General features: G+C 65.7%; 22 protein-coding genes. 9 read left to right on the top strand and 13 right to left on the bottom strand.

What is annotated here, in order from left to right; all coding sequences use genetic code 11:
- Window positions 1-65 precede the first annotated feature (65 nt).
- The 7 genes from CHX26_RS14575 (at window position 66) to CHX26_RS14545 (ending at window position 7,058) form a co-directional block, all read left to right on the top strand.
- Window positions 66-965 (top strand): cobalamin B12-binding domain-containing protein, encoded by a 900-nt coding sequence (locus CHX26_RS14575; RefSeq protein ID WP_233997183.1) that lies wholly within the window; start codon window positions 66-68, stop codon window positions 963-965.
- Between the two features lie 12 nt (window positions 966-977).
- Window positions 978-2,399 carry a transcriptional regulator PpsR gene (gene ppsR / locus CHX26_RS14570; protein WP_104943000.1) on the top strand — a complete coding sequence of 474 codons (1,422 nt, stop codon included), beginning with the start codon at window positions 978-980 and terminating at the stop codon, window positions 2,397-2,399.
- Between the two features lie 315 nt (window positions 2,400-2,714).
- On the top strand, window positions 2,715-3,641 hold the full coding sequence (chlG, locus tag CHX26_RS14565; protein ID WP_104942999.1) for a chlorophyll synthase ChlG: 927 nt from the start codon (window positions 2,715-2,717) through the stop codon (window positions 3,639-3,641).
- Complete coding sequence (locus tag CHX26_RS14560; protein ID WP_104942998.1) at window positions 3,641-5,005, top strand: BCD family MFS transporter; 1,365 nt, start codon at window positions 3,641-3,643, stop codon at window positions 5,003-5,005. The genes chlG and CHX26_RS14560 overlap by 1 nt, the downstream gene beginning before the upstream one ends.
- Complete coding sequence (locus tag CHX26_RS14555) at window positions 5,002-6,195, top strand: geranylgeranyl diphosphate reductase (RefSeq protein WP_104942997.1); 1,194 nt, start codon at window positions 5,002-5,004, stop codon at window positions 6,193-6,195. The genes CHX26_RS14560 and CHX26_RS14555 overlap by 4 nt, the downstream gene beginning before the upstream one ends.
- 53 nt (window positions 6,196-6,248) lie before the next feature.
- Window positions 6,249-6,731: a TspO/MBR family protein gene (locus CHX26_RS14550; RefSeq protein WP_172449857.1), complete on the top strand. Its 483-nt coding sequence runs from the start codon at window positions 6,249-6,251 to the stop codon at window positions 6,729-6,731.
- Between the two features lie 60 nt (window positions 6,732-6,791).
- Entirely contained in the window at window positions 6,792-7,058 is a 267-nt protein-coding gene (locus CHX26_RS14545; RefSeq protein ID WP_104942996.1) for a hypothetical protein, read from the top strand.
- A 110-nt stretch (window positions 7,059-7,168) separates the two neighbouring features.
- On the opposite strand, the gene pufM is transcribed toward CHX26_RS14545, so the two are convergent.
- From pufM to CHX26_RS14500, 10 genes are all read right to left on the bottom strand, one after another.
- Complete coding sequence (gene pufM / locus CHX26_RS14540; RefSeq protein ID WP_104942995.1) at window positions 7,169-8,140, bottom strand: photosynthetic reaction center subunit M; 972 nt, start codon at window positions 8,138-8,140, stop codon at window positions 7,169-7,171.
- A 14-nt stretch (window positions 8,141-8,154) separates the two neighbouring features.
- Window positions 8,155-8,979, bottom strand: a complete 825-nt coding sequence (gene pufL / locus CHX26_RS14535) for a photosynthetic reaction center subunit L (RefSeq protein ID WP_104942994.1) — start codon at window positions 8,977-8,979, stop codon at window positions 8,155-8,157.
- Window positions 8,980-9,078: 99 nt separating this feature from the next.
- Window positions 9,079-9,267 carry a light-harvesting antenna LH1, alpha subunit gene (gene pufA / locus CHX26_RS14530; RefSeq protein ID WP_104942993.1) on the bottom strand — a complete coding sequence of 63 codons (189 nt, stop codon included), beginning with the start codon at window positions 9,265-9,267 and terminating at the stop codon, window positions 9,079-9,081.
- 88 nt (window positions 9,268-9,355) lie between these two features.
- A complete protein-coding gene (gene pufB, locus CHX26_RS14525; protein WP_104942992.1) occupies window positions 9,356-9,502 on the bottom strand; it encodes a light-harvesting antenna LH1, beta subunit in 147 nt (48 codons plus the stop codon).
- 168 nt (window positions 9,503-9,670) lie between these two features.
- A complete protein-coding gene (gene bchZ / locus CHX26_RS14520; RefSeq protein ID WP_104942991.1) occupies window positions 9,671-11,116 on the bottom strand; it encodes a chlorophyllide a reductase subunit Z in 1,446 nt (481 codons plus the stop codon).
- Complete coding sequence (bchY, locus tag CHX26_RS14515) at window positions 11,113-12,654, bottom strand: chlorophyllide a reductase subunit Y (RefSeq protein ID WP_104942990.1); 1,542 nt, start codon at window positions 12,652-12,654, stop codon at window positions 11,113-11,115. The genes bchZ and bchY overlap by 4 nt, the downstream gene beginning before the upstream one ends.
- 2 nt (window positions 12,655-12,656) lie before the next feature.
- Entirely contained in the window at window positions 12,657-13,652 is a 996-nt protein-coding gene (locus CHX26_RS14510; RefSeq protein ID WP_442956911.1) for a chlorophyllide a reductase iron protein subunit X, read from the bottom strand.
- Window positions 13,646-14,593 (bottom strand): chlorophyll synthesis pathway protein BchC, encoded by a 948-nt coding sequence (gene bchC / locus CHX26_RS14505; RefSeq protein WP_104942989.1) that lies wholly within the window; start codon window positions 14,591-14,593, stop codon window positions 13,646-13,648. The genes CHX26_RS14510 and bchC overlap by 7 nt, the downstream gene beginning before the upstream one ends.
- A gap of 124 nt (window positions 14,594-14,717) precedes the next feature.
- Window positions 14,718-14,921, bottom strand: coding sequence for a hypothetical protein (locus tag CHX26_RS16140; RefSeq protein WP_250645326.1), 204 nt, complete (start codon window positions 14,919-14,921; stop codon window positions 14,718-14,720).
- Complete coding sequence (locus tag CHX26_RS14500) at window positions 14,921-15,841, bottom strand: acetylserotonin O-methyltransferase (protein WP_250645323.1); 921 nt, start codon at window positions 15,839-15,841, stop codon at window positions 14,921-14,923. Before CHX26_RS14500 ends, CHX26_RS16140 begins: the two co-directional genes overlap by 1 nt.
- A 94-nt stretch (window positions 15,842-15,935) precedes the next feature.
- On the opposite strand from CHX26_RS14500, the gene crtD reads away from it, so the two are divergent.
- Window positions 15,936-17,498 carry a 1-hydroxycarotenoid 3,4-desaturase CrtD gene (gene crtD, locus CHX26_RS14495; RefSeq protein WP_104942988.1) on the top strand — a complete coding sequence of 521 codons (1,563 nt, stop codon included), beginning with the start codon at window positions 15,936-15,938 and terminating at the stop codon, window positions 17,496-17,498.
- 23 nt (window positions 17,499-17,521) lie between these two features.
- Window positions 17,522-18,337: a hydroxyneurosporene dehydrogenase gene (locus CHX26_RS14490; protein ID WP_104942987.1), complete on the top strand. Its 816-nt coding sequence runs from the start codon at window positions 17,522-17,524 to the stop codon at window positions 18,335-18,337.
- 90 nt (window positions 18,338-18,427) lie between these two features.
- Here CHX26_RS14490 and CHX26_RS14485 read toward each other — a convergent pair whose 3' ends face one another.
- The 3 genes from CHX26_RS14485 to CHX26_RS14475 form a co-directional block, all read right to left on the bottom strand.
- Complete coding sequence (locus CHX26_RS14485) at window positions 18,428-21,025, bottom strand: MSCRAMM family protein (protein WP_104942986.1); 2,598 nt, start codon at window positions 21,023-21,025, stop codon at window positions 18,428-18,430.
- A gap of 27 nt (window positions 21,026-21,052) precedes the next feature.
- Window positions 21,053-21,874, bottom strand: coding sequence for a fimbrial biogenesis chaperone (locus tag CHX26_RS14480; RefSeq protein WP_104942985.1), 822 nt, complete (start codon window positions 21,872-21,874; stop codon window positions 21,053-21,055).
- A 119-nt stretch (window positions 21,875-21,993) separates the two neighbouring features.
- Window positions 21,994-22,485 carry a DUF4402 domain-containing protein gene (locus CHX26_RS14475; RefSeq protein WP_104942984.1) on the bottom strand — a complete coding sequence of 164 codons (492 nt, stop codon included), beginning with the start codon at window positions 22,483-22,485 and terminating at the stop codon, window positions 21,994-21,996.
- Window positions 22,486-22,512: the final 27 nt, after the last annotated feature.

The raw sequence follows: 22,512 nt of genomic DNA, 5'->3' as shown, positions 1-22,512 counted from the left end.
GAAATTTCGTCCGGTCACTACCTCCTGCGGAAGGTTCGTCCGCACGACCTGGGAGGGTCTGACGAATGGGAGAGACGAAGGGTTCAGGAATGTTCGGCGCCGGATCGGCGGTGCTGCGCGGGGTGATATCGGCACCGCTCGAACGGGTGCGACGGCGCAACGCCGCGAATGGCGCTCTCGATCAGGTCGATTCGGTCAATTCGATCATCGAGGGGGAGATTATCCCCCGCCTTCTTATGGCCCATTCCAGCGGGGAAGAACGAAAGCGATCACGACGCTTCCGCACGATCACCCCCGACGATGCTTCCCGCTTTGCTCTCCTTCCGCTCCGCCTTGAGGCTGCGAGTCTGCTGACGGAAGTCGATGCCTTCATCGCAGAAGGGGCGAGCGTGGAGACGATCTGCCTCGATCTGCTCGCGCCCGCGGCGCGCAAGCTGGGTGAGATGTGGGACAATGACGAGTGCGATTTCCTTGACGTTACAATGGGTTTGTGGCGACTTCAGGAAGTCATGCGCGAAATCGCCGCGCGCTCTCCGATCGAACATGGCGGGCTGGTCACGCCGCGTTCCGCGCTATTCACCCCGATGCCGGGCGATCACCATAATTTCGGCACGCTGATGATCGAGGAGGTCTTCGCGCGTGGCGGCTGGAACAGTGAGGCGCTGGTCAAGCCTGAGCGGCGCGAGCTGCTCGACCGGCTTTCACGACAGCCCTTCGACCTCGTAGGATTGACGCTCGCCCGCGATTGCCCTAGCGCCGCGCTCGGAAACTTGATCAAGGCGATGCGCAACGTGTCTGCCAATCCACACATCATCGTGCTTGTCGGGGGACGAATGATCAACGAAAACCCTGAAATCGCTATGGAAGTGGGGGCCGACGGGACGGGTTCGGATGCGCTTGCCGCGCTCGAGCTTGCAAATGGTCTGGTGAAGACGGCTGCAACGCGCGATTTGAACCTGCGATAGGTTCGGCGCGCCATGCTCACCCGCAAACACAGCATCGAAGGCAAGCATGGGTTCGGCAATGCAGCTGAACTCTTCAACACGCTCGATGCCGATGCGGCGATGAAGCTGGCGATGGTGGCCGGCGATGTGACTCTGGTGCTCGACGATACCGGCACGATCCTCGATGCCGCCTTCGATCCGCGCGAATTCCCGACCTTCGCCGGGCTTGTCGGCAATAACTGGATTGAGACTGTCACCGACGAATCTCGCCCTAAAATCATGGAGATGCTGGCTGCTGCCCGGCGTGGTGAAGTGCAGCACTGGCGACAGGTCAACCACCCTTCGCGCGATGGCGATGTGCCGATCCGCTATGCCGTGCTGAGTGTCAACGGGGGCGAACACCGCATCGCCTTTGGCCGCGACCTGCGTGAGGCGGGCAAGCTCCAGCAGCGTCTCTTGCAAGTCCAGCAATCGCTTGAGCGCGACTATCTCAGGATGCGCCAGCTTGAAGCGCGTTACCGGATGTTGTTCGAACGCTCGACCGAACCGGTGATGATCATCGAAGCCGGCACGCTGCGCATTCGCGAAGCCAACCCGGCAGCCCATATGCTGGTTGGCGCGCGTCCTGCGGGGCTCCCGGGCAAGAAATTACTGACTTTCATCGACAAAAATTCGCACGACGCGGTGCAGTCGCTGGTCGGCGCGGCGCTGGTCTCGGACACGGTGAGCCCGGCCCGGATCCGCATTGCCCGCGGCGCGCGCGAGGTGATGGCCTCGGTCAGCGGCTTTACGCAGGATCGCGGTCAGTTTCTGCTGGTGCGACTGGTGCCTGCGAGCGACCGTCCGGTGGCCGATTTCTCGCCGGTGCTGGAACTGGTTGACCAGATGCCGGATGCCTTTGTGGTGGCTGACGGCAACCTGGAGATCGTGACTGCCAATGCCGCTTTCGTCGAGATGTTGCAGGCCGCCAGCGTCGATCAACTGCGCGGGCGTCACCTGTCGGAATCGATTGGCCGGCCGGGGATCGACCTTGATCTGATCGAGGGTCAGATCGACCAGCATGGCGCAGCGCGCAATGTCGTCACGGTGCTGCGCGTGGGCCATGATGTTGAAGGCGAACCTGTTGAATTGTCGGCAGTTCGGACGGCGGGTGAGGATGGCTATTATGCTTTCGTGATCCGCCCGATCGGTCGCCGCCTGCGCGATCTGCCGCCCGGATCGCAGGATCTCCCGCGCTCGGTCGAACAGCTCACCGACCTTGTCGGGCGCATGAGCCTCAAGGATATTGTGCGCGAAAGCACCGATCTGATTGAGCGTTTGTGCATCGAGGCTGCGCTGTCCTACACCTCGGACAACCGCGCATCGGCGGCGGAAATCCTCGGCCTTTCGCGCCAGAGCCTCTATTCCAAGCTGCACCGCTACGGGCTTGGCAATCTGGCGGGCGACGGCGACTGACGCGCCCCAGCCGCGGCCCGATGTAGGGTATGGCGGCCTTTCAATCCACGCTTTCGCAAGGGCCCTGCAAAAGCGGGCTGCCCCCGGTCTGACGCGGGCCAGAGGAGGGCTGGAAGCGGTCTGACCTGATCTGGCACTAGCCAGAATTTGTCAGTCTGCCCGACTCACCTTGTCCAACTGTCAAACGATTGCACTGTGCCCGAAGTGGACAGGTTCCATCGCTGCCGACAAATATGAACACGAAAATCGAGGTTTGCCGGGAATAGAGTGTCAAAATAATTTGACGCTTTGCCCTGTCAGGCATAGCCTCTCAATATGGAGCATTCGGTACCCTCGACTCGCAATGCGCCCATTCAAGCGGCGCAGTCCAAGACAGGGCTCAGGCCGCGCGACGTGCTTGAGCTGCTCAAGCCGATCACCTGGTTTCCGCCGATGTGGGCCTTCATGTGCGGGGCGGTTTCGTCCGGCGCCGGGCTTGAAGGGCGCTGGTGGTTTGTGGCGGGCGGCGTGCTGCTGGCAGGCCCGCTGGTGTGCGGCACGTCCCAGGCGGTGAACGACTGGTTTGATCGCCATGTCGATGCCATCAACGAACCGCATCGCCCGATCCCCTCGGGCCGCATTCCGGGGCGCTGGGGGCTGTACATTGCGTGTCTCGCCAGCCTGATTTCGGCGGGTGTGGGCTGGTTGCTGGGGCCGATCGTGTTTGTCGCCTCGCTGGTCGGCCTTGCCTTTGCCTGGGCCTATTCCGCGCCGCCGCTGCGCTTCAAGGCCAATGGCATGGTCGGGCCGCTGGTGTGCGGGCTGACCTATGAAGGGCTCAGCTGGTTCACCGGGGCCACGGTGATGCTGGGCGCGATGCCCTCTGTCGAGGTGATCTGCGTGCTGGTGATGTATTCGCTCGGCGCGCACGGGATCATGGTGCTCAACGATTTCAAGGCGGTCGAAGGGGATCGCCAGACCGGCTTGACCTCGCTGCCGGTGACGATGGGGGTCGAACACGCGGCGCGCTTTGCCTGCATCACCATGGCCTCGGCGCAGATCGTGGTGATCGCCCTGCTGGCGATCTGGGGCTTCACGTTCTCGGCCTTGATCGTGACGGCGGTGCTGGCTGCGCAGATTGCCGCCATGCCCAAGCTGATCCGCGATCCGGCGAAATATGCCCCGTGGTACAATGGCGTCGGCGTGACGCTCTATGTGCTGGGGATGCTGGCAGCGGCGCTCGGCCTTGGAGGCTATATCTGATGCACGGCTCCCTTGCCTCGCCTCGGGCCAGCAAGGCTGATGCCGGGTTCGGGTGGCTGGCGATCATCCGCATCGGGCTGGTGCAGGCCTCGATCGGCGCGCTGGTGATGATGGCGACGACGGTGCTGAACCGGGTGATGGTGGTGGAACTCGGGCTGCTGGCCGCGATCCCTGCCGGGCTGGTGGCATGGCATTATGCGGTTCAGCTGGGGCGGCCCTTGTGGGGCCATGCCTCGGACAAGGGCAATAATCGCACCTTGTGGATAATCGGCGGCTTGGTGGTGCTGGCCGCAGGCGCGCTGCTGGCGACGCAGGCGACACTGATGCTGGAGGGCGCGTTTGCTGCGGGCTTCGCGCTGGCGGTGCTGGCCTATGCGCTGATCGGGATGGGCGTGGGCGCGGGCGGCACCTCGGCGCTGGCGCTGCTGGCTTCTGGCGTTGCACCGCAGCGCCGTGCGGCAGCAGCGGCGGTGACCTGGATCATGATGGTCGCCGGGATTGTGGTCTCGGCGATTACTGTGGGCGAATTGCTCAAGCCGTTCTCGGCCGAGCGGCTGCTGGTGGTCGCGGGCGGACTGGCGCTGGTGACGGTGGGCATCACCGTGCTCGCCACCTTCCGGCTGGAACGGCAGGCGGGCCGGTTTGGCGATGCCGCACGCGATGATGTTGCGCCGCCGGATTTCCGCGCTGCGCTGGCAGAGATCTGGAACGAGCCTGCCGCGCGGCGCTTCACCATCTTCATCTTTGTCTCGATGATCGCCTTTTCGATGCAGGATCTGATCCTCGAACCCTTTGCCGGGCTGATCTTCGGCCTGTCGCCGGGCGAATCGACCCAGCTTGGCGGGCAGCATCAGGGCGGCATTCTGCTTGGCATGATCGTGACCGGCGTGGGCGGCAGTGCCTTTACCGGCAAGCGGCCTGATGGCCTTCGCGCCTGGGTGATCGGCGGGTGCCTGCTGTCCGCCGTGGGGCTCGGCACGCTGGCGCTGGCGGCGGTAAGCGGCCCGCCCTGGCCGCTGGGCGTGAACGTGTTCGTGCTCGGCTTCGGCAATGGCGTCTTCGCGGTCGCCGCGATTGGCGCGATGATGGGCCTTGCCGGTGCTGGGGAGACCACACGCGAAGGCGTACGCATGGGCGTGTGGGGTGCCAGTCAGGCCATCGCCTTCGGGCTTGGCGGGCTGTCCGGCGCGGTCGGGGTCGATCTGTCACGCAGGATGCTCGGCAATGATGGCACGGCATTCCAGCTGGTCTTTGCGCTTGAAGCGGCGGCTTTCGTCCTCGCGGCGCTTCTCGCGGTCAAGGCCACGGGCGGCGCGGCGGTGCGGGCCAGCATGACAAAACAGGAAGGAAAGGTGTTCGCATGAACCAGACTATCTATGACGCGGTCATCATCGGCGGCGGCCCTTCCGGTTCCACGGCGGCGACCGATCTGGCACTGGCTGGCCATTCGGTTCTGCTGATCGAGCGCGGTGGGCGGATCAAGCCCTGCGGCGGCGCGATCCCGCCGCGCCTGCTCGCCGATTTCGACATTCCGCAATCGCTGCTGGTCGCCAAGGCGCGCTCGGCCCGGATGATTGCGCCGTCTGGCCGTGCGGTCGACATGCCGGTGGGCGAGATCGGCTATGTCGGCCTCGTTGACCGCGAGGAATTTGACGAATGGCTGCGTGAACGCGCGCGCCTGTCGGGCGCGGAACGCCTGACCGCGACCTTCGAGAAGATCGAGCGCGATGATGCCGCGCACCCCATTGTCACCTTCCGCCGCACCCGCGGCGGCGCGCTCGAAAGCGTGCGCGCCCGCGTGGTGATCGGCGCGGACGGGGCGCGCTCGGCGGTGGCCAAGCAATGCCTTCCGGGCGCCGAACGCATCCCCTGCGTCTTTGCCTATCACGAGATCATCAAGTCCCCGCGCCAGAATTCCGAGGCCTTCGACGCCTCGCGCTGCGATGTCTATTATCAGGGCCGCCTCTCGCCCGATTTCTACGCCTGGGTCTTCCCCCATGGCGACACGGCGAGCATCGGAGTGGGGAGCGCCAACAAGGGCTTCAGCTTGCGCGGCGCGATCGCCACGATGCGCGACGACCTGGGGCTCGACCGCTGCGAGACGGTGCGCCGCGAGGGCGCGCCGATCCCGCTGAAGCCCCTCAAACGCTGGGACAATGGCGCTGACGTGATCGTTGCCGGCGATGCTGCGGGCGTGGTGGCCCCGGCCTCGGGCGAGGGGATCTATTACGCCATGGTCGGTGGCCGGGTGGTCGGTGAGGCGGCGGCGGCCTTCCTCAAGACCGGAGATGCCAAGCAGCTGCGCACCGCGCGCAAGCGCTTCATGAAGGAGCACGGAACGGTGTTCTGGGTGCTCGGGATGATGCAGTACTTCTGGTACTCCTCCGACAAGCGCCGCGAACGCTTCGTGACCATGTGCGACGACAAGGACGTGCAGGAACTGACCTGGCAGGCCTACATGCACAAGAAGCTGGTGCGCGCCAAACCGCTCGCCCACGTCAAGATCTTCCTCAAGGATACTGCGCACCTGTTGGGCCTGCGACCTGCCACCTGATCGCGGTGCCGGGGGCCATTGCAGGATGCGGAGCGCGTAACTAAGCTTCGCCGATGAACAGGATGATGATCATTCCGGTGACGGTGGCGACCGTGGCGGCGCTGTGCGTGGCTGCGCTGGGCGCGACCGTGACCGATCTCGGGCCGTGGTATCAGGGGCTGGCGAAGCCCGGTTGGAACCCGCCCGACGTGGTCTTTCCGATCGGCTGGACGGTGATCTATGCGCTGATCACGGTTTCGGCGATCACCGCATGGCGCGCCGCGCGCACCTCGGCGCAGGCAGAGTGGGTGATCGGGCTGTTCGCCTTCAATGGCTTTCTCAACATCACCTGGAGCCTGATCTTTTTCCGCCTCCAGCGACCGGATTGGGCGTTCGCCGAGGTGATCCTGCTGTGGCTCTCGATCCTGGCGCTGATCATCTATTGCGGCCGTTTTTCGAAGCAGGCGGCGCTGCTGCTGTTGCCCTATCTTGGTTGGGTCAGCTTCGCCGGCGCGCTCAACTGGGCGGTGGTCGAACTCAACGCGCCTTTCGGCTGACACGGCGCTGGAGCTGCACGGGTCGAGGCCAGGCAGGGTGGACTGGAAAGCGGGGCAGCGATGATGGAATGGTTCTTCGCCAGCGGTCATGCCGCCGATGTCGTGATCGCCGTGCTGGCGGGTGAGGCGGTCTGGCTGAGGATGGCGCGGGGTTGGCGCTGGGGCGCGATTGCCGGGCTGCTGGGGCCTGCGGTGCTGATCGTGCTCGGGCTGCGTGCGGCTCTGGTCGGGGCGGGGTGGTGGTGGATTGCCCTGCCGCTGGCTGCGTCTTTCCCGCTGCACCTGATGGATCTGCGCGCCCGGCTGGCGGTAGCGCGGGAACCTTAGGCTTCCTTCAATCGGACAAAAGAAAACCCGGCCGGGCCGCTGAGGCCCGACCGGGTTTGTCTTGTCGTCTGCGTGAGAAAGCCGGGCCGCGAAAGCCCGGCCTCTCTTGCCTACTGGCCCGAAGCTGCGCCGATCGCGCCGCTCGGATCGTAGTTTTCGGTGGTCGGAGCATAGTAGTGCTCCTGCGCCCACAGGTACCAGTTATCGACCACGGTGCCGGTAAGCAGGATGCCGATGCCGCCCGTGAGCGTCGTCAGCACCGCAAACCACCAGGCCCAGCGGTGGATCGATTCAAAGGTAGCATTGAAGCCCATCACCCAGCGCCAGAACAGCGCGCCGCGTTCGGCAGCCGTCCCGCGATCGGTGATCTGTTCGATCTCGCGCTCACCGCCGTAACGGCCCAGCGCCAGAATGGTCGCCCCGTGCATCGCGAACAGCACCGCCGACCCGTAGAGGAAGACGATCGAGAGCGCGTGGAACGGATTGTAGAACAGGTTCCCGTAGACCAGCGAGAAGTTGTTGGTCCAGTCGAGGTGGCTGAAGATGCCGAACGGCACCGCTTCCGACCACTGGCCCAGCAGCATCGGGCGGATGAAGCCCAGCACCAGGTAGAGCCAGATCGCCGAGGCAAAGGCCCAGGGAATGTGCATCCCCATGCCCAGCGCCTTCGCGCGGGTATAGGTGCGCACCCACCACAGCAGGATCGAGACCGTCAGGCTGAAGCCTGCGAGGATCCACCAGCCACCCTTGTCCAGCGGGACGAAGGGGCTGAAGCCGTATTCCGGCCCCGGAGGGTTGAGCGTGAGCCAGAAGAACTCACGCATGAATCCCTGCGGGCTCCAGTTGACCTGAGCCCAGAAGTTGAGCCCGATGATCATGATGGCCAGCGTGCCGAAGGCCAGGCTGATCACCCCGGTGGTGCCGAGGTAGACCGGCCCGATCTGGGCCTGCCCAAGCTTGCCCATCCAGTGGTTATGGGTGGTGAAGGGAAGCCGTTCATCACTGCCGTCAAGGTGGGGAACGCCCATTTCGGGCGGCCCTTGCACCTGAACCTGCGTGAAGATGTTTTGATATGTCGCCATGGTTCAGGTGCTCCTTACGACCAGATCGGAATCTTCTTCCAGAAGTCCCAGAATTCGATCCAGCTGCCGACATACAGAGTGCCGGAGATGACGATGCAGATGGCGCTCCAGAACCCGGCGTTGAGCGCCAGGAAGAGCCCCACCCGGTGGATGCCGAGCGTGCCGACCGAATAGCCGATGAAGTCACGGAAGTAGGTGTCTTCGTATTCGGGCGTCTTGACGTCGGTGCCCCCGCTGGGATTGACCGCCGACAGCACCAGGCCGCCATGCAGCGCGAGCGCGAGACAGTTCGTGAAGAAGAACGTGATCGCGAGCATGTGCACGGGGTTGTAGTGGAAGTTGCCGAAGGCATAGCCCACGCCCGAAACCCACTCGAGGTGGGTCCAGATGCCATAGGGGAAGCCGTTGCCCCACGCGCCCATCCACAAGGGACGGATGACGTTGAGCGTGACATAGGCAAACACCGCAACGCTGAATGCGATCGGGACGTGGTAGCTCATGCCGAGCTTGCGGGAGATTTCCGCTTGCCTGAGCACCCACGACCCGAATGCGACGACAGCGCAAGCGGTGATGATTTGCCAGTACCCGCCCTGAGAGAGCGGTGCCAGGTTAAGGCCGTATTCGACCGGCGGCGGGTTGATCGAAATCAGCCAGGGGTTGAGAGTCGGCCCTTGTGTGGCTGCAGCGAAGATCAGCGCGGTGCCAAGCAGCGCGCTGATTGCCGTCGTCACTCCAAAGAATCCGACATAAAACGGCCCGACCCAGAAGTCGAAAAGGTCGCCGCCGATCAATGTGCCACCGCGGACGCGGTATTTCCGCTCGAAACTAAGGAGCGCCATAGGTCCATCCTCCCCACCACAAGGGCGGGTTCAATAGGGTTGTTCGACGAGTGTTAGGAGGCAGGCAGGCGAACCTGCCCCCTCACATTTCGAGCAGGACTATCCCGCCGCCGGAGCTTCCGACGATTCGATAGCAGCCTGCGCCGGCGCGGCACTGGCGTCTTCGAGCCAGTTGTAGTTTTCCGTGCTGAGCAGGATGAAGTGGATGGTGAACGCCAGAACGGCGAGACCAACATGCAGCGCCACAAGGGTGCGGCGAATGTCAAAATAGAACCAGAGTCTCCACATGGTGAAGTTCCTTTCAGATTTTCAGGAGCCTTTGCCGGCCAGGAACCACGGGAACGCCCCGCAGCTATCAGCCGATCTCAGCTGAGGATCAGAGCGGCAGCCAGGGCTTGTTGGCCCAAAGCAGCGCGTGGGCAACGACAGCAATCACCACATAGATGGTGAAGGTGCCCATGAAGCCCTTGTGGATTTCCTGAGCCTCTTCCGGGGTCAGGTGGGTCCCGATGCGTTCATTCATTGGGTTGTCTCCATTCAGTTGGGTGTGAGTGGGAGCCCGAAGGCCCCCGTCGGCATCCCCGCGTGATCCCCCACGTGGATTGGAGAGCCCCCTTGCGGGGGGCATGGCATGGCGCCGGAGCGGAAAGGTTCCGCAGCAGCGACAATGGGTTGGAGAGAAGCATCGTCGTCATGCTCCCGCTCCTTCAAGCAGAGCCTCTGCAAGGCAGTCTGCCGTAACTGTGGTTTCGCCACGCTGGCGCGCAGTCCGCTCGGCCGCGTCGCGAAGGCGCTTGGCGGCGGAGATGCGGATCAGCACCGGCTGGGCTTCGACAAGTGTATCGAGCCGTGCCTTGGCGTCCTTGTCCCAGATCAATGGGGCCTCGGTGCGGGCGGGCGTTGCGTCGACCTTGTCCATGTCCGTGCCGAGCGGGAGGATGTGGAACAGCGCATCGAACAGCGCATTGCACACTTCCTGCACCAGATAGGTGGCGCCCGAATAGCCCATGAAGGGTGTGCCCGTATGGCGGCGGATGGCAGCGCCGGGGAAGCTCGCCGGGATATACATCCCCCGCGCCCCGCATTCGGCCATGTACATGCGTTCGTTGTAGCTGCCGAACACCACCAGCGGCGGGTTGGCGCGGATCGCGGCGCGCACGTCTTCGTTCTTGGGCTTGACCCCCGCGCAGCGCGAGAAGGCGAAGGCGCAGGGCAGGCCCATGTCGTCTTCGAGGAAGTGGCGGATGCCGCGCGCATAGGTTTCATTGGCGACGATGCCGAAGCTCGCCGTGCCGAAGAAATCCTGCGTGACCGAACGCCACAGATCCCACAGCGGCTTGATCGTGGTGTGCTTCTCGCGCTCGATGAAGGGCTCGGGATCAAGGCCGAGCTCAGCGGCGAGGGCGCGCAGGAACTTGGTGGTCTGCGACAAGCCCACCGGTGCCTGGAAATAGGGTCGTTCCAGCGTCTCGCACAAGTTGCGACCGAATTCGCGGTAGAGGCAGACATTCGCGTCCGCATTCGCGAGCTTGGCGATGTCGGCAAGATGTGTGCCGAGCGGGAAGACCACACCGACCTCGGCGCCGATGCCTTCGATCAGACGGCGGATCTCGGCCAGATCGCTGGGCATGTTGAACATGCCATAGGAAGGCCCGATGATGTTGACGACCGGCTTCTCGCCCTCGCGGCGTTCGCGGCGCGCGGGCATCTTCTTGGGGCCGAATTCGGTCCACAGCCAGGTCAGCGCGCGGTCAGCCGACTGCCATTGATCTTCATCGATGGTGCGCGGCAGGAAGCGCTTGATATTGGTGCCTTCGGGCGTGACGCCGCCACCGATCATTTCGGCGATGGAGCCGGTCACCACCACGCAGGGCAGTTCGGGATCGAGCGTCTTCCACGCCCGCTTCATCGCGCCTTCGGTGCCGGTCTTGCCCAGTTCTTCCTCAGCCAGCCCTGTCACCACGATCGGCAGTTCATGCGGGGGCAGGGCGTCGGTGTAGTGGAGGACGCTGGTGACGGGCAGGTTCTCGCAACCCACCGGGCCATCGATGATGACCTGCAAGCCCTTCACGGCGGTGAAGACGTAGGTGGCGCCCCAGTAGCCGCCTGCCCGATCATGGTCGAGGACGAGGGTCATGTGCCGATCGCCTCCGATGCCTTGCGCGCGGCCTCGTTGAGGGCGGCGTACTTCTTGCGGAACTTGGGCCGATCGACCGGCAGGTCTTCCCACACGCCTGCGGCATGCTCGGTCCCGACGCCTTCGAAGAAGTCGCGCATCGCATCGAAGCGCGCCTTGTTGCCCATCGCCGCGTTGATCACTGTGGCGAGGCTGCCGGCCCCTGCCGGGCCCATCAGCGGGCGGGCCGAGATCAGGTTGGTGAAGTAGAGCGACGGGATCGCCTTCGCCTTGGCGTGCTGCACGACAGGCGTGGTGCCAATGGCGAGATCGGGGCGATATTCCTCGACCGCGGCGATATCCTGTTCGAGGCTGGCGCGGTATTGCACCTGCACGCCGCGCGCTTCGAGCCATTCGCGGTCGGCATCCGACCATTTCGTGCGCGGGCAGGCCGACCCGACATAGCGCACATCCGCGCCGCTTTCGACCAGCAGGCGGGCGACCAGCAGTTCGGAGCCTTCATAGCCCGAAACCGTGATGCGCCCCTTGATCGGCATGGCACCGAGCGCGCCTTTGCAAGCGCCAATCATGGCGTTCTTGACGCCGTCGACCTTGGCCTGGGGCAGGCCCAGCGTATCACCGAGTGATTGCAGCCAGGCCGCCGTGCCATCCGCGCCTACCGGAGCCGAGCCCACCACCGGGCGGCCCGCGGCTTCGAATTCGCGGATCGAGGCGGTGTAGAAGGGGTGGATTGCGGCCACGACCGCACAATCGAGTGCGGCATAGAGCTCGCGCCATTCGCGGGTCGGCACCACGGGGCCAGCAGCCAGCCCGAGCGGTTCGAGCATCTGCCCGATCACCACCGGATCAGCCGGGAACATTTCGCCCAGCAGCGCGACGCTCGGGCGGTCGGCGCGTTCGCGCGGGGCGGCAACCGGGCCGGACATCACTTCCTCGCGCGCATATTGCAGCATGGCGCCGGCAAGTACGTCCTTTGCCTCGGCATGGGTGGGGATGCCGAAGCCCGGCACGTCGATGCCGATGATGCGCACGCCATTGATCTGCTTCTTGAGCAGCCGCAGCGGCACGCCGCTGGCAGTGGGGACGCACAGGTTGGTGACCACGATCGCATCATAAAGATCGGGATCGGCCATCCCTTCGACCGCTTCCTTGATGTCCTCGAACAGCTTGCCGGTGACCAGCGTTTCGGAGGAAAACGGCACATAGCCCACCGTCCGCCGCGCGCCGTAGAAGTGCGAGGTGAAGGTCAGGCCATAGACGCAGCAGGCCGAGCCCGAGAGCACGGTCGCGGTGCGCCGCATTCTCAGGCCCACCCGGAGTGACCCGAACGCGGGGCACATGGATTGGGGTTGATCATGGGGGCCGACCGGATAATCGGCGGCATATTGATCGAGGATATCGCTCTTGCCTGCAGCACGCGCAGCCTCGCGCATGGTGTCCTTCGACGCACAGCCGCCTTCGACCACAGGGGCGCTGGCGGTATCGAGTTCGATCCGGTCAGGGGCGCGTGTCGCGTTGGGGGGGAAGGCGTCGCTCATGCTCAGGCCTCGTCGTAGATCACTTCGAGGCTGGGCTTGGTTTCGAACACCCCGCCGCGCATGTCGGCCTGGGTCGCGGGGACGAGCTCGACATTGCCGCCGACCACATCGGCACTGAACAGGCCCAGCAGTCCGTCCTGATCAAGCGGCGTGGGCCGCAGCGGCGGCGCGCTGGCGACGTTGCTGGCAAGTTCTTCAAACAGGCTGCCCCATTCGCCGCCGGGCATGCCGATGATCTGGTAATTGGCGCTCTTGCGGCGGATGTCCTCGTTGGCGGGGATCGCGGTGAGCACCGGAATGCCGACCGCCTTGGCAAAGGCATGGGCTTCGCCGGTGCCGTCGTCCTTGTTGACGATCATGCCCGCCACACCGACATTCCCGCCCATCTTGCGGAAGTATTCGACCGCGTGGCACACGTTGTTGGCGACATAGAGTGACTGCAGGTCGTTCGAGCCGACCACGATCACCTTCTGGCACATGTCGCGGGCGATCGGCAGGCCGAAGCCGCCGCACACCACGTCGCCAAGGAAATCGAGCAGCACGTAGTCGAAGCCCCAGTCGTGGAAGCCCAATTTTTCGAGCGTTTCGAAGCCGTGGATGATCCCGCGCCCGCCGCAGCCACGCCCGACTTCGGGGCCGCCTAGTTCCATCGCGAAGACACCGTCACGCTGGAAGCACACATCCTCGATGCGCACTTCCTCGCCGGCCAGCTTCTTCTTCGACGAGGTTTCGATGATCGACGGGGTCGCCTTGCCGCCGAACAGCAGGCTGGTGGTGTCGGACTTGGGGTCGCAGCCGATCAGCAGCACGCGCTTGCCCTGCTGGGCCATCATGTAGCTGAGATTGGCGAGCGCGAAGCTCTTGCCGCTGCCGCCCTTGCCGTAGATCGCGATGATCTGCGTTTCGCTCTTCACCTCACCGGTGTGAACCGGATCCGGTTCAATGCTCGCTTCTTCGCGCAGGCTTGCAGTCTGGGTGTCGAGCACGGACATCAGCATTCGCTCCAATCGAGGACCATCTTGAGACAGTCGGGGTCAGTGAAAGCCTGCGGATAGGCGTCGAGCGCCTCCCCGGCAGGACGCCGGTTGGTAACGAGGCCCTTAAGATCGAGCCTCCCGCATTCGATCAGCGCGCGGGTTTCGGCGAGATCGCCGGGCTGCCACTCGGCGGCAACGCGGAAGTGCGCCTCCTTCATGAAGGCCGCCGGAAAGGCGAAGCTCACCCGTTCGGAATAGAAGCCCGCCAGCACGATCTCCCCACCCTTGGCGAGGCGCATCACGAGATCATCGATCAGCCCGGCATCGCCGCTGGCATCATAGATGGCGTGATAATCGCGGCGCTCATCAGCGGCAGGGTCGATAACATTGTAACCGGATGCACCTGCGCGGCGCGCGGGGTTCACTTCCCACACCGTGGGCGCAGCGCCGCCCAGCGCCAGCGTAAGGCGAGCGAGCAGGCGACCCAGAACGCCGTGGCCGATGATGAGATCGGGCAGGGCCTCGCGGCGGTCGAAGCCGCCCTTGATCGCATGAAGCGCGGTCGCAGCAAGCGCGCACAGCACGCCGGCATCGCCAAGATGTTCAGGGATTGGCAGTGCCCGCGCCGAAGGCACGATCACGCGCTGTGCCGTGCCGCCGAACAGGCCGCGCGCATCCTGATAGCAATTGGCACCGGGTACAAACACCCAGTCACCGATCCGTCCGCGCGCATCAGGCCCGGCATCGACGATGCGGCCCACCGATTCGTAGCCCGGCACCAGCGGATAACCGAGGCCCGGAAAGGGCGGCATTCGCCCGGTAAAAAGCAGCTTTTCAGTGCCGGTGCTGATGCCGCTGTACGCGATATCCACGAGAACGTCGGCAGCATCCAGCGGCTTCATCTCAAGCGGCCGGAGCGCGATGCGCTCAGGTGCTTCAAGAATGACCGCCAGGGTGTTCATCGACTCGCTCTCCGTGCTCGGATTCCGCGGCGCGAACGCCGACTCGAAAGTCCGAAAAAACGTTCTCCCACCTGTTAGCTACGCCTTACGCTATTCACTGTCAAATTTATTGGACAAGTTTTGCTCAGGCGGTGGCGATGATGACGCTTGCGTTGACTGGTTGCGCTGTTGCGACGGGCTGTGCGCGGGAAAAGCCGGCAGTGCGGCACATGGCGGCGATCTCGACCGGGCTGCGCGGGCGGCCTGAGCCCATCGCCCACAGGTACAGCCCGAAAAACGCCTCGCCCATCGCCTCGGCGCCGGGAATTTGCGCCATCGGTTCGGCGATCAGCAGCCGCGCTCCAGGGGCGAGGCTGGCGCGGATATTGGCGAGGAGGGCTTGCGCGGGGTATCGTCATGATCGTGGAGGATGCGGATGAGCGACACCATGTCATAGCCTTGTGGAATGGAATCGCTGAAGAAATTGCCGGGATGCGCGGTCACGCGCTCAGCACCGAAGGCCTCGGCCAGTACGCGCCCGCCGGTCTCGGCGACTTCCGGCAGATCGAACAAGCCGAGCCGCAGATGCGGATGCGCACTGCCGATTGCCGCAAGGAAGGCACCATGCCCGCCCCCGACATCCAGCAGGCGGGTCACGTCCCGGAAGGCGACTGTCGCCAGCACCTCGTCCGCGACGAAGTGTTGCGAGGCAGCCATCAGCTGCGAATATTCGGCGGTCTGCTCTCCACGCTCGGCGACACCATGGAGCGCCCCGGCATAGGTCCAGAATTGTGAAAGCGCCGTCGGCTCAGCCCGGTCGGCACGCAGCAGGGCAAGCGGATCAGCGAGATCGGCATAGAGCAGCCGGTGGTGGCGCACCATCGCCTGCACACCGGGATTGGAAGCGAATACAGCGCCTTGCTCGCCCAGCATCCAGTGATCGGGGGCCGGTTCTTCCGACAGCATCAGCGGGCGTCCGGCGCGCAGCAGGGTCAGCGTTGCGGCTTCGGACAGGTTCATGCGCGCGGCAATCTGCGCCTGCCCCAGCGGACCGTCCTTGAGCACATCGAACAGTCCGCCTTCAACATAGGCGCGCAACACCTGCGAATAGGCAAACCCTGCGAGGAGATCGAAAGCGCCGTTGGCACGGCTGCGAGCGATCCACCGGATCAGCGGCAGGCGCGCGGCCCAGTGCTGGAACCTTGGCGAGGCGAACACCCGGTTGCGGCGCGCCACATATCCGAGCTTGAAAGCGGCCCATTTGCTCATGATCGAGAAGTTTCACAGGCCATATGTCTAAATAGTTGGACAGATACGCGCGTAAGGTCAATGATAATCGCCGGATGGACGGGAGCGAAGACGAGTGACTGCGCGAGTCGTCGTGATCGGAGCGGGAATGGGCGGGCTGACCAGCGCCGCCTTGCTCGCCGCGCGCGGCGCGGATGTGACCGTATGCGAGAAGGAGGCCTGGGTCGGCGGGAAGGCGCGGCGTATCAGCGTCGATGGCGCGGCAATCGACGGCGGGCCGACAGTCTTCACCTATCGCGAGGTCTTCGACGAGGTCTTTGCCGCTTGCGGCGCGCGGTTGGAGGATCATGTCACCGTCAACAAGGCCGATGTGATCGCCCGTCATGCGTGGGATGATGCAGGCCAGCTTGATCTCTATGCCGACCGTGCGCGCAGCATCGAAGCCGTGGGCGAATTTGCCGGGGCCGAGGCAGCGCGGGGTTACGCCAGCTTCACCGCCGAGGCGCGGCGGATCTTCGAAGTGCTGGAAGAACCCTTCCTGCGCGGCGACAAGGCCAGCACGCCTTTGCCGATGATGTGGCGGATCGGGCCGTGGCGCATGGGCGATATGCTGGCGATGCGTCCGTTTGACGGGATGTGGAAGGCGCTCGGCAGCCATTTTAAGGATGCGCGCCTCCAGCAGTTGTTCGGGCGCTATGCCACCTATTGCGGGTCTTCGCCGTTCAGTGCGCCCGCGACCCTGATGCTGATCGCCCACGTCGAGGCGCGCGGGGTGTGGCTGATCGAGGGCGGGATCCATGCGCTGGCGAGGGCAATTGCCGGGCTGGCTGAGGGGCAGGGCGCACGGGTGCGCTGCCATGCGCCGGTTGCGGAAATCCTCACCCATAATGGCCGCGCCAGCGGCGTGCGGCTTGCCAGCGGAGAGGTGATCCCGGCCGATGTCGTGATCTGCAATGGCGATCCCGGCGCGCTTGCCACTGGTCGTTTCGGGGCGGCAGCTACCCGCGCTGTGCCTGCCATTCCGGTGCGCAAACGCTCGCTATCGGCGCTGGTGTGGTATGCCCATGCCGAGACCAAGGGCTTTGATCTTACCCACCACAACGTCTTCTTCTCGCGCGATTACCCTAAGGAATTCCGCGAGATCGGCGCCGGGAACACCCCGTCCGAGCCGACCGTCTATGTCTGCGCCATTGATCGCGGCGCGGGCGAGCATGCGCCCCCACCGGCGGGGCGCGAACGCATCCAGATCATCGTCAACGCCCCCGCTCATGGAGACGTTCACCACTATACACCCGAGGAGAGAGAGCGATGCACACGGGCCATGATGGCAACGCTGAAACGCTGCGGCCTGCAACTGGAGGAGCCACTGCCGCACCAGCTCATGACGCCCGAGGATTGGGAAGGCCTGTTCCCGGCCACGGGCGGCGCCCTTTATGGCAGAGCGTCGCACGGTTGGGCGGCCTCCTTCCAGCGGCAGGGGCCGAAAACCCGTCTGCCCGGTCTCTATTGCACGGGCGGGGCGACCCATCCGGCGGCAGGCGTCCCGATGGCAGCCTTGTCCGGGCAGCTGGCAGCGCGGGTGATCGCGAAGGACCTCGTTTCGATGAAGACATCCCGCCCGGCGGCTATTCCTGGTGGTATGTCGATGCCATCAGCGACGACGGGCAGCACGGGCTGACGATCATCGCGTTCCTCGGGAGCGTGTTCTCGCCCTATTACAAGCGGTCTGGGCGGAGCGATCCGCTCGATCACGTGGCGCTCAATGTCGCGCTTTACGGCCCGCAGGCGCGCTGGACGATGACCGAGCGGGGCCGCAGCGCGCTGGATCGCGATGCCAGCAATCTCGTGATCGGGCCAAGCAGCGTGCGCTGGGAGGGCGGGGCGCTCACCATCGACATCCATGAAGGCGACACGCGCCTGTTCGTCCCCTGGCAGCGCCCGGTGCGCGGGCGGGTGCGGGTGATCCCCGAAGTGCTCAACCGCGCCGCCTTCGCGCTCGATCCGCAGGAACGCCACATCTGGCATTGTCTTGCTCCGCGCGCGCGGATCGAGGTGGAGATGCAGTCCCCCGGCCTGTCGTGGAGCGGCAAGGCCTATCTCGATCACAACCGCGGGGCCGAGCCGCTGGAGACGGGCTTCAACACCTGGCACTGGTCGCGCGCGCACCTGAAGGAAGGCGCGCTGGTATGCTATGAAGGCGAGCGCGGCGATGGTTCGCTGTTCGCCAGCGCCCTGCGATTTGATGCACATGGCGTGCCGGAGCCGGTCGATCTGCCTCCGATTGCCGCGCTTCCCGACAGCAAGTGGGGCATCACCCGCCGCACCCGTTCCGACATCGGCGTCGCCGAAGTGCGCCGGACGTGGGAGGACACGCCGTTCTACGCTCGCAGTGAACTCGCCTCGCGCTTCATGGGCGAGGACGTGGTGGCGGTGCAGGAAAGCCTCGACATGCGGCGCTTTTCGTCGCGGCTCGTGCAGTTCATGCTCCCCTACCGGATGCCGCGCCGCAAGGCATAAAGGCGCCCGTTGCTGGCCCCTGGCAGAGCCAGTCCGCCCCTTGACCAGCATTTCAGGGGGCAGGAGATGCATTGTGGCGACGATCATGCTTCACGCTGGCGGCAACAGCAGGCGCACCGCGTCATCAGGCCTGTCACGGGACAGGATGAGCCTCGACGTGTGCTGGCCAGCCGCTTCGGCCTGCCACGACCCGAAGGCAAGCCCATCGAACAGGACGAAGCCGTCAAAATCGGTGATCGCCCGGGCGACCTCTTGGCCCTGAGCATCGCGCAGGATCACCGGGACGCCCGAGCGAGGGGTCAGCCTGTCACCGGCTGCGAGCAGAACCTGCACCTCGATACTGCCGGTGGGGCGCAGGGCGATGGGCAGGTGACGAATCTCGCCCGGTCGCAGGGCAAGGCGGTCGCCCGCATGGGCGGGGCGCAGGGTGAAGTCGGTGAGCGAGGACATCTGGGTCTCGATATCGACATCCGGCCCCGGTGCGATCCCGCCGATCAGCACCCGGCCCTGCGCATCGGTCGCCTCGCGCCGCAGCGCTGCGCCAACGATGAAGCGCCCGCCTTCGACCCCGACTTCGTCCGAGCCGCGGACGCCGTCGCCGTCCTCGTCGACGAACATCTCGGCCAGCACCGCGCCGGAACGGGCAATCCCGGCGGGCGCGGTGCGCCAGCGTTCGGGGCCGCGAAAAAGCCCGATCGTGAGGCCGATCCCCGCCCGCCAGCCTTCGCCCTCGCGCCCGGCCGAAGCGCTGATCCCAAGCGGGCCGAGCTGATGCGCGAAGATCACCCCGCCGCCGAGCTTGCCAGTGTCGGCCTGCCAGTCGAGATCGAGCGCGACATTGCCGCCCCGGCCCAGCCGCCGCGCCGCACTGATGCTGGCGCCGTCGATCCGCCAGCCTTGACGGTCAGAGGCGTTGACGGCGCTGCGCAGCCGCCAGTCACCGTGGCGGGCGGTGACACCCAGCGCCGCCGTGCCGAGCCAGGGCGTGCTGCCCTCCCGCACGCCGCCGAGTGCGAGGTTCGCCTGCCAGTCCGCCATCGGCAGCACCAGCCGCGCGGCGGCCACTTCACGGCTGCCGCCGCTGCGCCGCTCGCCGGTCTGGAAGCGCGCCTGCCAGGGTAGGCTGAGGCGTCCGAGACCGATGCGCCCTTGTCCGGCGACCGCCATCACGCTGGCAAATTCGCGCACCGGCGGGGGGAGGCCGGGGCCGGCATCGCGGCCATGCCGCGCGAGGTCGAACGTCACGTCCTGCGCCCCGATCCGCCGCGCCAGTCGCAGCATCCCGCCATAGCCACCTTTGCGGTCGCGCGCCCCGGTCAGCGCCCACAGCCCCTCGCCAAGCGCACCGTTAAATCCCAGCGCCAGTGCAGGCTGTCCTTGGCGTTCTGCTCTCAGATCGAGCCGCACAGTGACGTCGTTTGTCATGCCCCAGTCGATGCTGGCGAAGGCGGCAGGCCCTGCCGGAGCGCCCGCCAGCGTGGTGCCGATCAGCGGGCGCCCGCCGTCGACGATGCCGAAGCTGTAGCCGACCTCGTTCTCGGCGTTCATTTCGGTGCCGACGAGGCGGGTGAAGACTTGTTCCTCGGTTTCGCCATTGGGGCCGTAGAGCCGCACCATCCAGCGGTTTGCGCCAATCCGCACCGGGATGTTTCCGAATTGCCAGTGACCCGCCGCATCGGTCTCGCGGGTGACGGCGACGAGGCGTTCCTCATGCCATAGCTCGGCCTCCCAGCCTTGCGGAAGCGGGCCGGAGAGGGTGATGGTATCGATCAGATCGGCCCGCCAGGGCGCACGCGAAGACACGATCAACCCGCGCCCCGACAGGGCATCGGCAATCAGCGGTTGTGCGGGCGCGGCAATATCGCCCAGCGCGAGGCTGCGGGCGGCCAGCGGCCCCAGCAGATCGGGCGTGTTGCGCGCATCAGACAGGGCGAAGCCGGGGGTGATACGCCCTTCCGCTGTCAGCCCGACGCCGATCCGCCCGGCCATGCCCAGCAGCCCGCCGCTCGCCAGCAGATTGGCCGAGAGCTGACGCCCCTGCGGCCCCACGGCTATCCCAGCGCCCAGATCGGCGCTCCACAGTTCGGCGATCCGGTTCGGGCGGGCGAGCAGGGCGTAGGCGGGTCGCGCCGTCTCGGGCCGCAGCCGCGCCTGGCGTTCTTCCCGCGCAAGACGCATCAGCACGGGAAGCGCGGCGCGCGGGGTGAGGACAAGGCGCTGGCTCACTCGGTCATGCGTGAGGCTAATGGGAAGGACACCCGGCACATCGGCAAGCGGCAGGCACTCGCCCGAGGGGCTCGGCAGCAGCAGGGCGGCGGGGATGGCAACGGTGCGACGCGGTTCAGGCAGCGTGAGGTTCAGCCCTTCGGGCGTGGCTGCGTGGGCCAGTTCCAGCGCTTCGAGCAGGGGCATAATCGCCACGCAGGCCCCGCCCGCCGCGCCGAGATCGTGGAGCGGGATGGTGTCGGCGATCAGCCTGCCGTCGGCGAAAAGGGCCGGAAGGGCGAGCCCGTCAGCGGCCTGACCGGCCCGCTCCGCAGCGGGGTCGGTGCCGAACAGCCGGTCGAACAGGCCCCCGTCGGCGTCGGTATCCTGCGCCCGAAGTGGGGCAGCGACGGCTCCCACCAGACCGGCTGCACACAGCAGCGCGGACAGCCAGCGCAGTGGCCTGATGGGGCGGCGGGACATGGGTGGTTACCGGGCCGGGTCATGGGATCAGAGCGCTGCGGTGAGGCTGGCGAGCAGCTTGCCCGCGTTCGCCGGATCGGCGGCATCGGTTGATGTGTAGTCGATCCGTACCCGCTTGCCCGCCAGCTGCGCGCGCACTTCAGGCGGGAGCGGGATCACCACGTCGCGGGTGGTGTTGGGGGTATAGATCGCGACGCCGCGCACTACCCACAACGGGGCCTTGGCGCCTTCGGGGGTGAAGCTGACATCGCCATAGGTCGAACGCGTGCCGGAACGGGTCAGGCGCACCACCAGCTGGCTGGGGGCGTCCTCGGCCATGGCGGCGCTGTCCATGGTGACGCTGGCCTCAAGCGTACCGACGCGCAGGATCACCGGGATGGTGAGCGAACGGATCGCAACGAGTTCGATCGACAGGCTGTTGTCACCCGCCGGCTCGCCCCCGAGGGTCGAGGCCCCGGCGCTGACCGGCGCGGACATCAGCCGCAGGTGTGAACGATATTCGCCCGGTGCAAGATCAGGCGGCGCGCTGGCCAGGATCCGCACCACCTGGCGCGCGCCCGGTTCCAGCACCAGCTGGCGTGGGGAATAGCGCAGCTTGTCATCGGCAAAGAGCTCGCCCGCCTGGGGCGTCGGTGCGTCATCGAGACTGCCGTTTTCGTTCATGCGCCGGTTTTCGATGTTGATGCGGAAAGCAGCGGTCTCGGTGCCCTTGTTGACGAGCACGAGTTCAGTGCTGCGCGCGTCCGGGGTCAGCACCACGCGGGTGGGGGCGACCAGCAGTTCAGCGGCGGCAGGCACAGGGGTGGCAAGCGCCGCGAGCAGCGCGGCGGCGAGAGAGAAACGGTGCATGATGGGAAGACCTTACGTGGGCAGGGAGTGGTCTTGGGGGAAGATGAAGAGAGTGGCCAGGGGATCGGGGAGCCGCGCGGGGGAATGCGCGGCTCCCTTCTCCCCCTGCCACGGAGGGCTTACTGGTATTCCACCGCGACGGTGAAGCTACCGGTGTACTTGCCCGCTTCCTGACGGACGCCGACATCCAGCGTGCCGCCAACGGTGAAGCTGTCTTCGCCGCTCAGGAGCTGACCGCCAGCCTTCGAGCCGTTGAAGTCGGCAACGCGCATTTCGGTGCCCTTTTCGTTGACGATCTTGATCTCGCGGGGGAGCGCGATGGTGTAGAAGGCGTCGGCTTCACCCGTCACCGCGAAGGCGGCAGCGGTGTGGTCGGCGGTGAGGCAGGTCAGCGCCGGGCCGCACTTGCGGCTGCCGTCGGCCAGCACGGTGACAGTGTCGGCAACCGTGGTCGAGGGAGCGATCGTGCCGAAGTAGAGATCGGTTACGTTGCTGATTTCCAGCGGCGCGATGATCTTCGCGCCAGCGCCGGCATCAGCCGACTGGGCCTGGGCCGAAGTGGCCGCGGCGAGCGACGCGAAAGCGGCGGCGATTGCAAACATCTTGTTCATTTCATTGGTCCTTTGTGGTCATGGGTT

It is taken from the genome of Porphyrobacter sp. HT-58-2 (assembly GCF_002952215.1).
Lineage (GTDB): Bacteria > Pseudomonadota > Alphaproteobacteria > Sphingomonadales > Sphingomonadaceae > Erythrobacter.
The sequence above is the reverse complement of the archived record's forward strand: the minus strand, read 5'-3'. Positions and strand labels throughout refer to the sequence as shown.

What these genes read in the sequence shown, in the direction of transcription:
- CHX26_RS14575 (WP_233997183.1), top strand. Translation starts at nt 66, where the DNA reads ATGGGAGAGACGAAGGGTTCAGGAATGTTCGGCGCCGGATCGGCGGTG.
- ppsR (WP_104943000.1), top strand. Translation starts at nt 978, where the DNA reads ATGCTCACCCGCAAACACAGCATCGAAGGCAAGCATGGGTTCGGCAAT.
- chlG (WP_104942999.1), top strand. Translation starts at nt 2,715, where the DNA reads ATGGAGCATTCGGTACCCTCGACTCGCAATGCGCCCATTCAAGCGGCG.
- CHX26_RS14560 (WP_104942998.1), top strand. Translation starts at nt 3,641, where the DNA reads ATGCACGGCTCCCTTGCCTCGCCTCGGGCCAGCAAGGCTGATGCCGGG.
- CHX26_RS14555 (WP_104942997.1), top strand. Translation starts at nt 5,002, where the DNA reads ATGAACCAGACTATCTATGACGCGGTCATCATCGGCGGCGGCCCTTCC.
- CHX26_RS14550 (WP_172449857.1), top strand. Translation starts at nt 6,249, where the DNA reads ATGAACAGGATGATGATCATTCCGGTGACGGTGGCGACCGTGGCGGCG.
- CHX26_RS14545 (WP_104942996.1), top strand. Translation starts at nt 6,792, where the DNA reads ATGATGGAATGGTTCTTCGCCAGCGGTCATGCCGCCGATGTCGTGATC.
- pufM (WP_104942995.1), bottom strand. Translation starts at nt 8,140, where the DNA reads ATGGCGACATATCAAAACATCTTCACGCAGGTTCAGGTGCAAGGGCCG.
- pufL (WP_104942994.1), bottom strand. Translation starts at nt 8,979, where the DNA reads ATGGCGCTCCTTAGTTTCGAGCGGAAATACCGCGTCCGCGGTGGCACA.
- pufA (WP_104942993.1), bottom strand. Translation starts at nt 9,267, where the DNA reads ATGTGGAGACTCTGGTTCTATTTTGACATTCGCCGCACCCTTGTGGCG.
- pufB (WP_104942992.1), bottom strand. Translation starts at nt 9,502, where the DNA reads ATGAATGAACGCATCGGGACCCACCTGACCCCGGAAGAGGCTCAGGAA.
- bchZ (WP_104942991.1), bottom strand. Translation starts at nt 11,116, where the DNA reads ATGACCCTCGTCCTCGACCATGATCGGGCAGGCGGCTACTGGGGCGCC.
- bchY (WP_104942990.1), bottom strand. Translation starts at nt 12,654, where the DNA reads ATGAGCGACGCCTTCCCCCCCAACGCGACACGCGCCCCTGACCGGATC.
- CHX26_RS14510 (WP_442956911.1), bottom strand. Translation starts at nt 13,652, where the DNA reads ATGCTGATGTCCGTGCTCGACACCCAGACTGCAAGCCTGCGCGAAGAA.
- bchC (WP_104942989.1), bottom strand. Translation starts at nt 14,593, where the DNA reads ATGAACACCCTGGCGGTCATTCTTGAAGCACCTGAGCGCATCGCGCTC.
- CHX26_RS14500 (WP_250645323.1), bottom strand. Translation starts at nt 15,841, where the DNA reads ATGAGCAAATGGGCCGCTTTCAAGCTCGGATATGTGGCGCGCCGCAAC.
- CHX26_RS14485 (WP_104942986.1), bottom strand. Translation starts at nt 21,025, where the DNA reads ATGTCCCGCCGCCCCATCAGGCCACTGCGCTGGCTGTCCGCGCTGCTG.
- CHX26_RS14480 (WP_104942985.1), bottom strand. Translation starts at nt 21,874, where the DNA reads ATGCACCGTTTCTCTCTCGCCGCCGCGCTGCTCGCGGCGCTTGCCACC.
- CHX26_RS14475 (WP_104942984.1), bottom strand. Translation starts at nt 22,485, where the DNA reads ATGAACAAGATGTTTGCAATCGCCGCCGCTTTCGCGTCGCTCGCCGCG.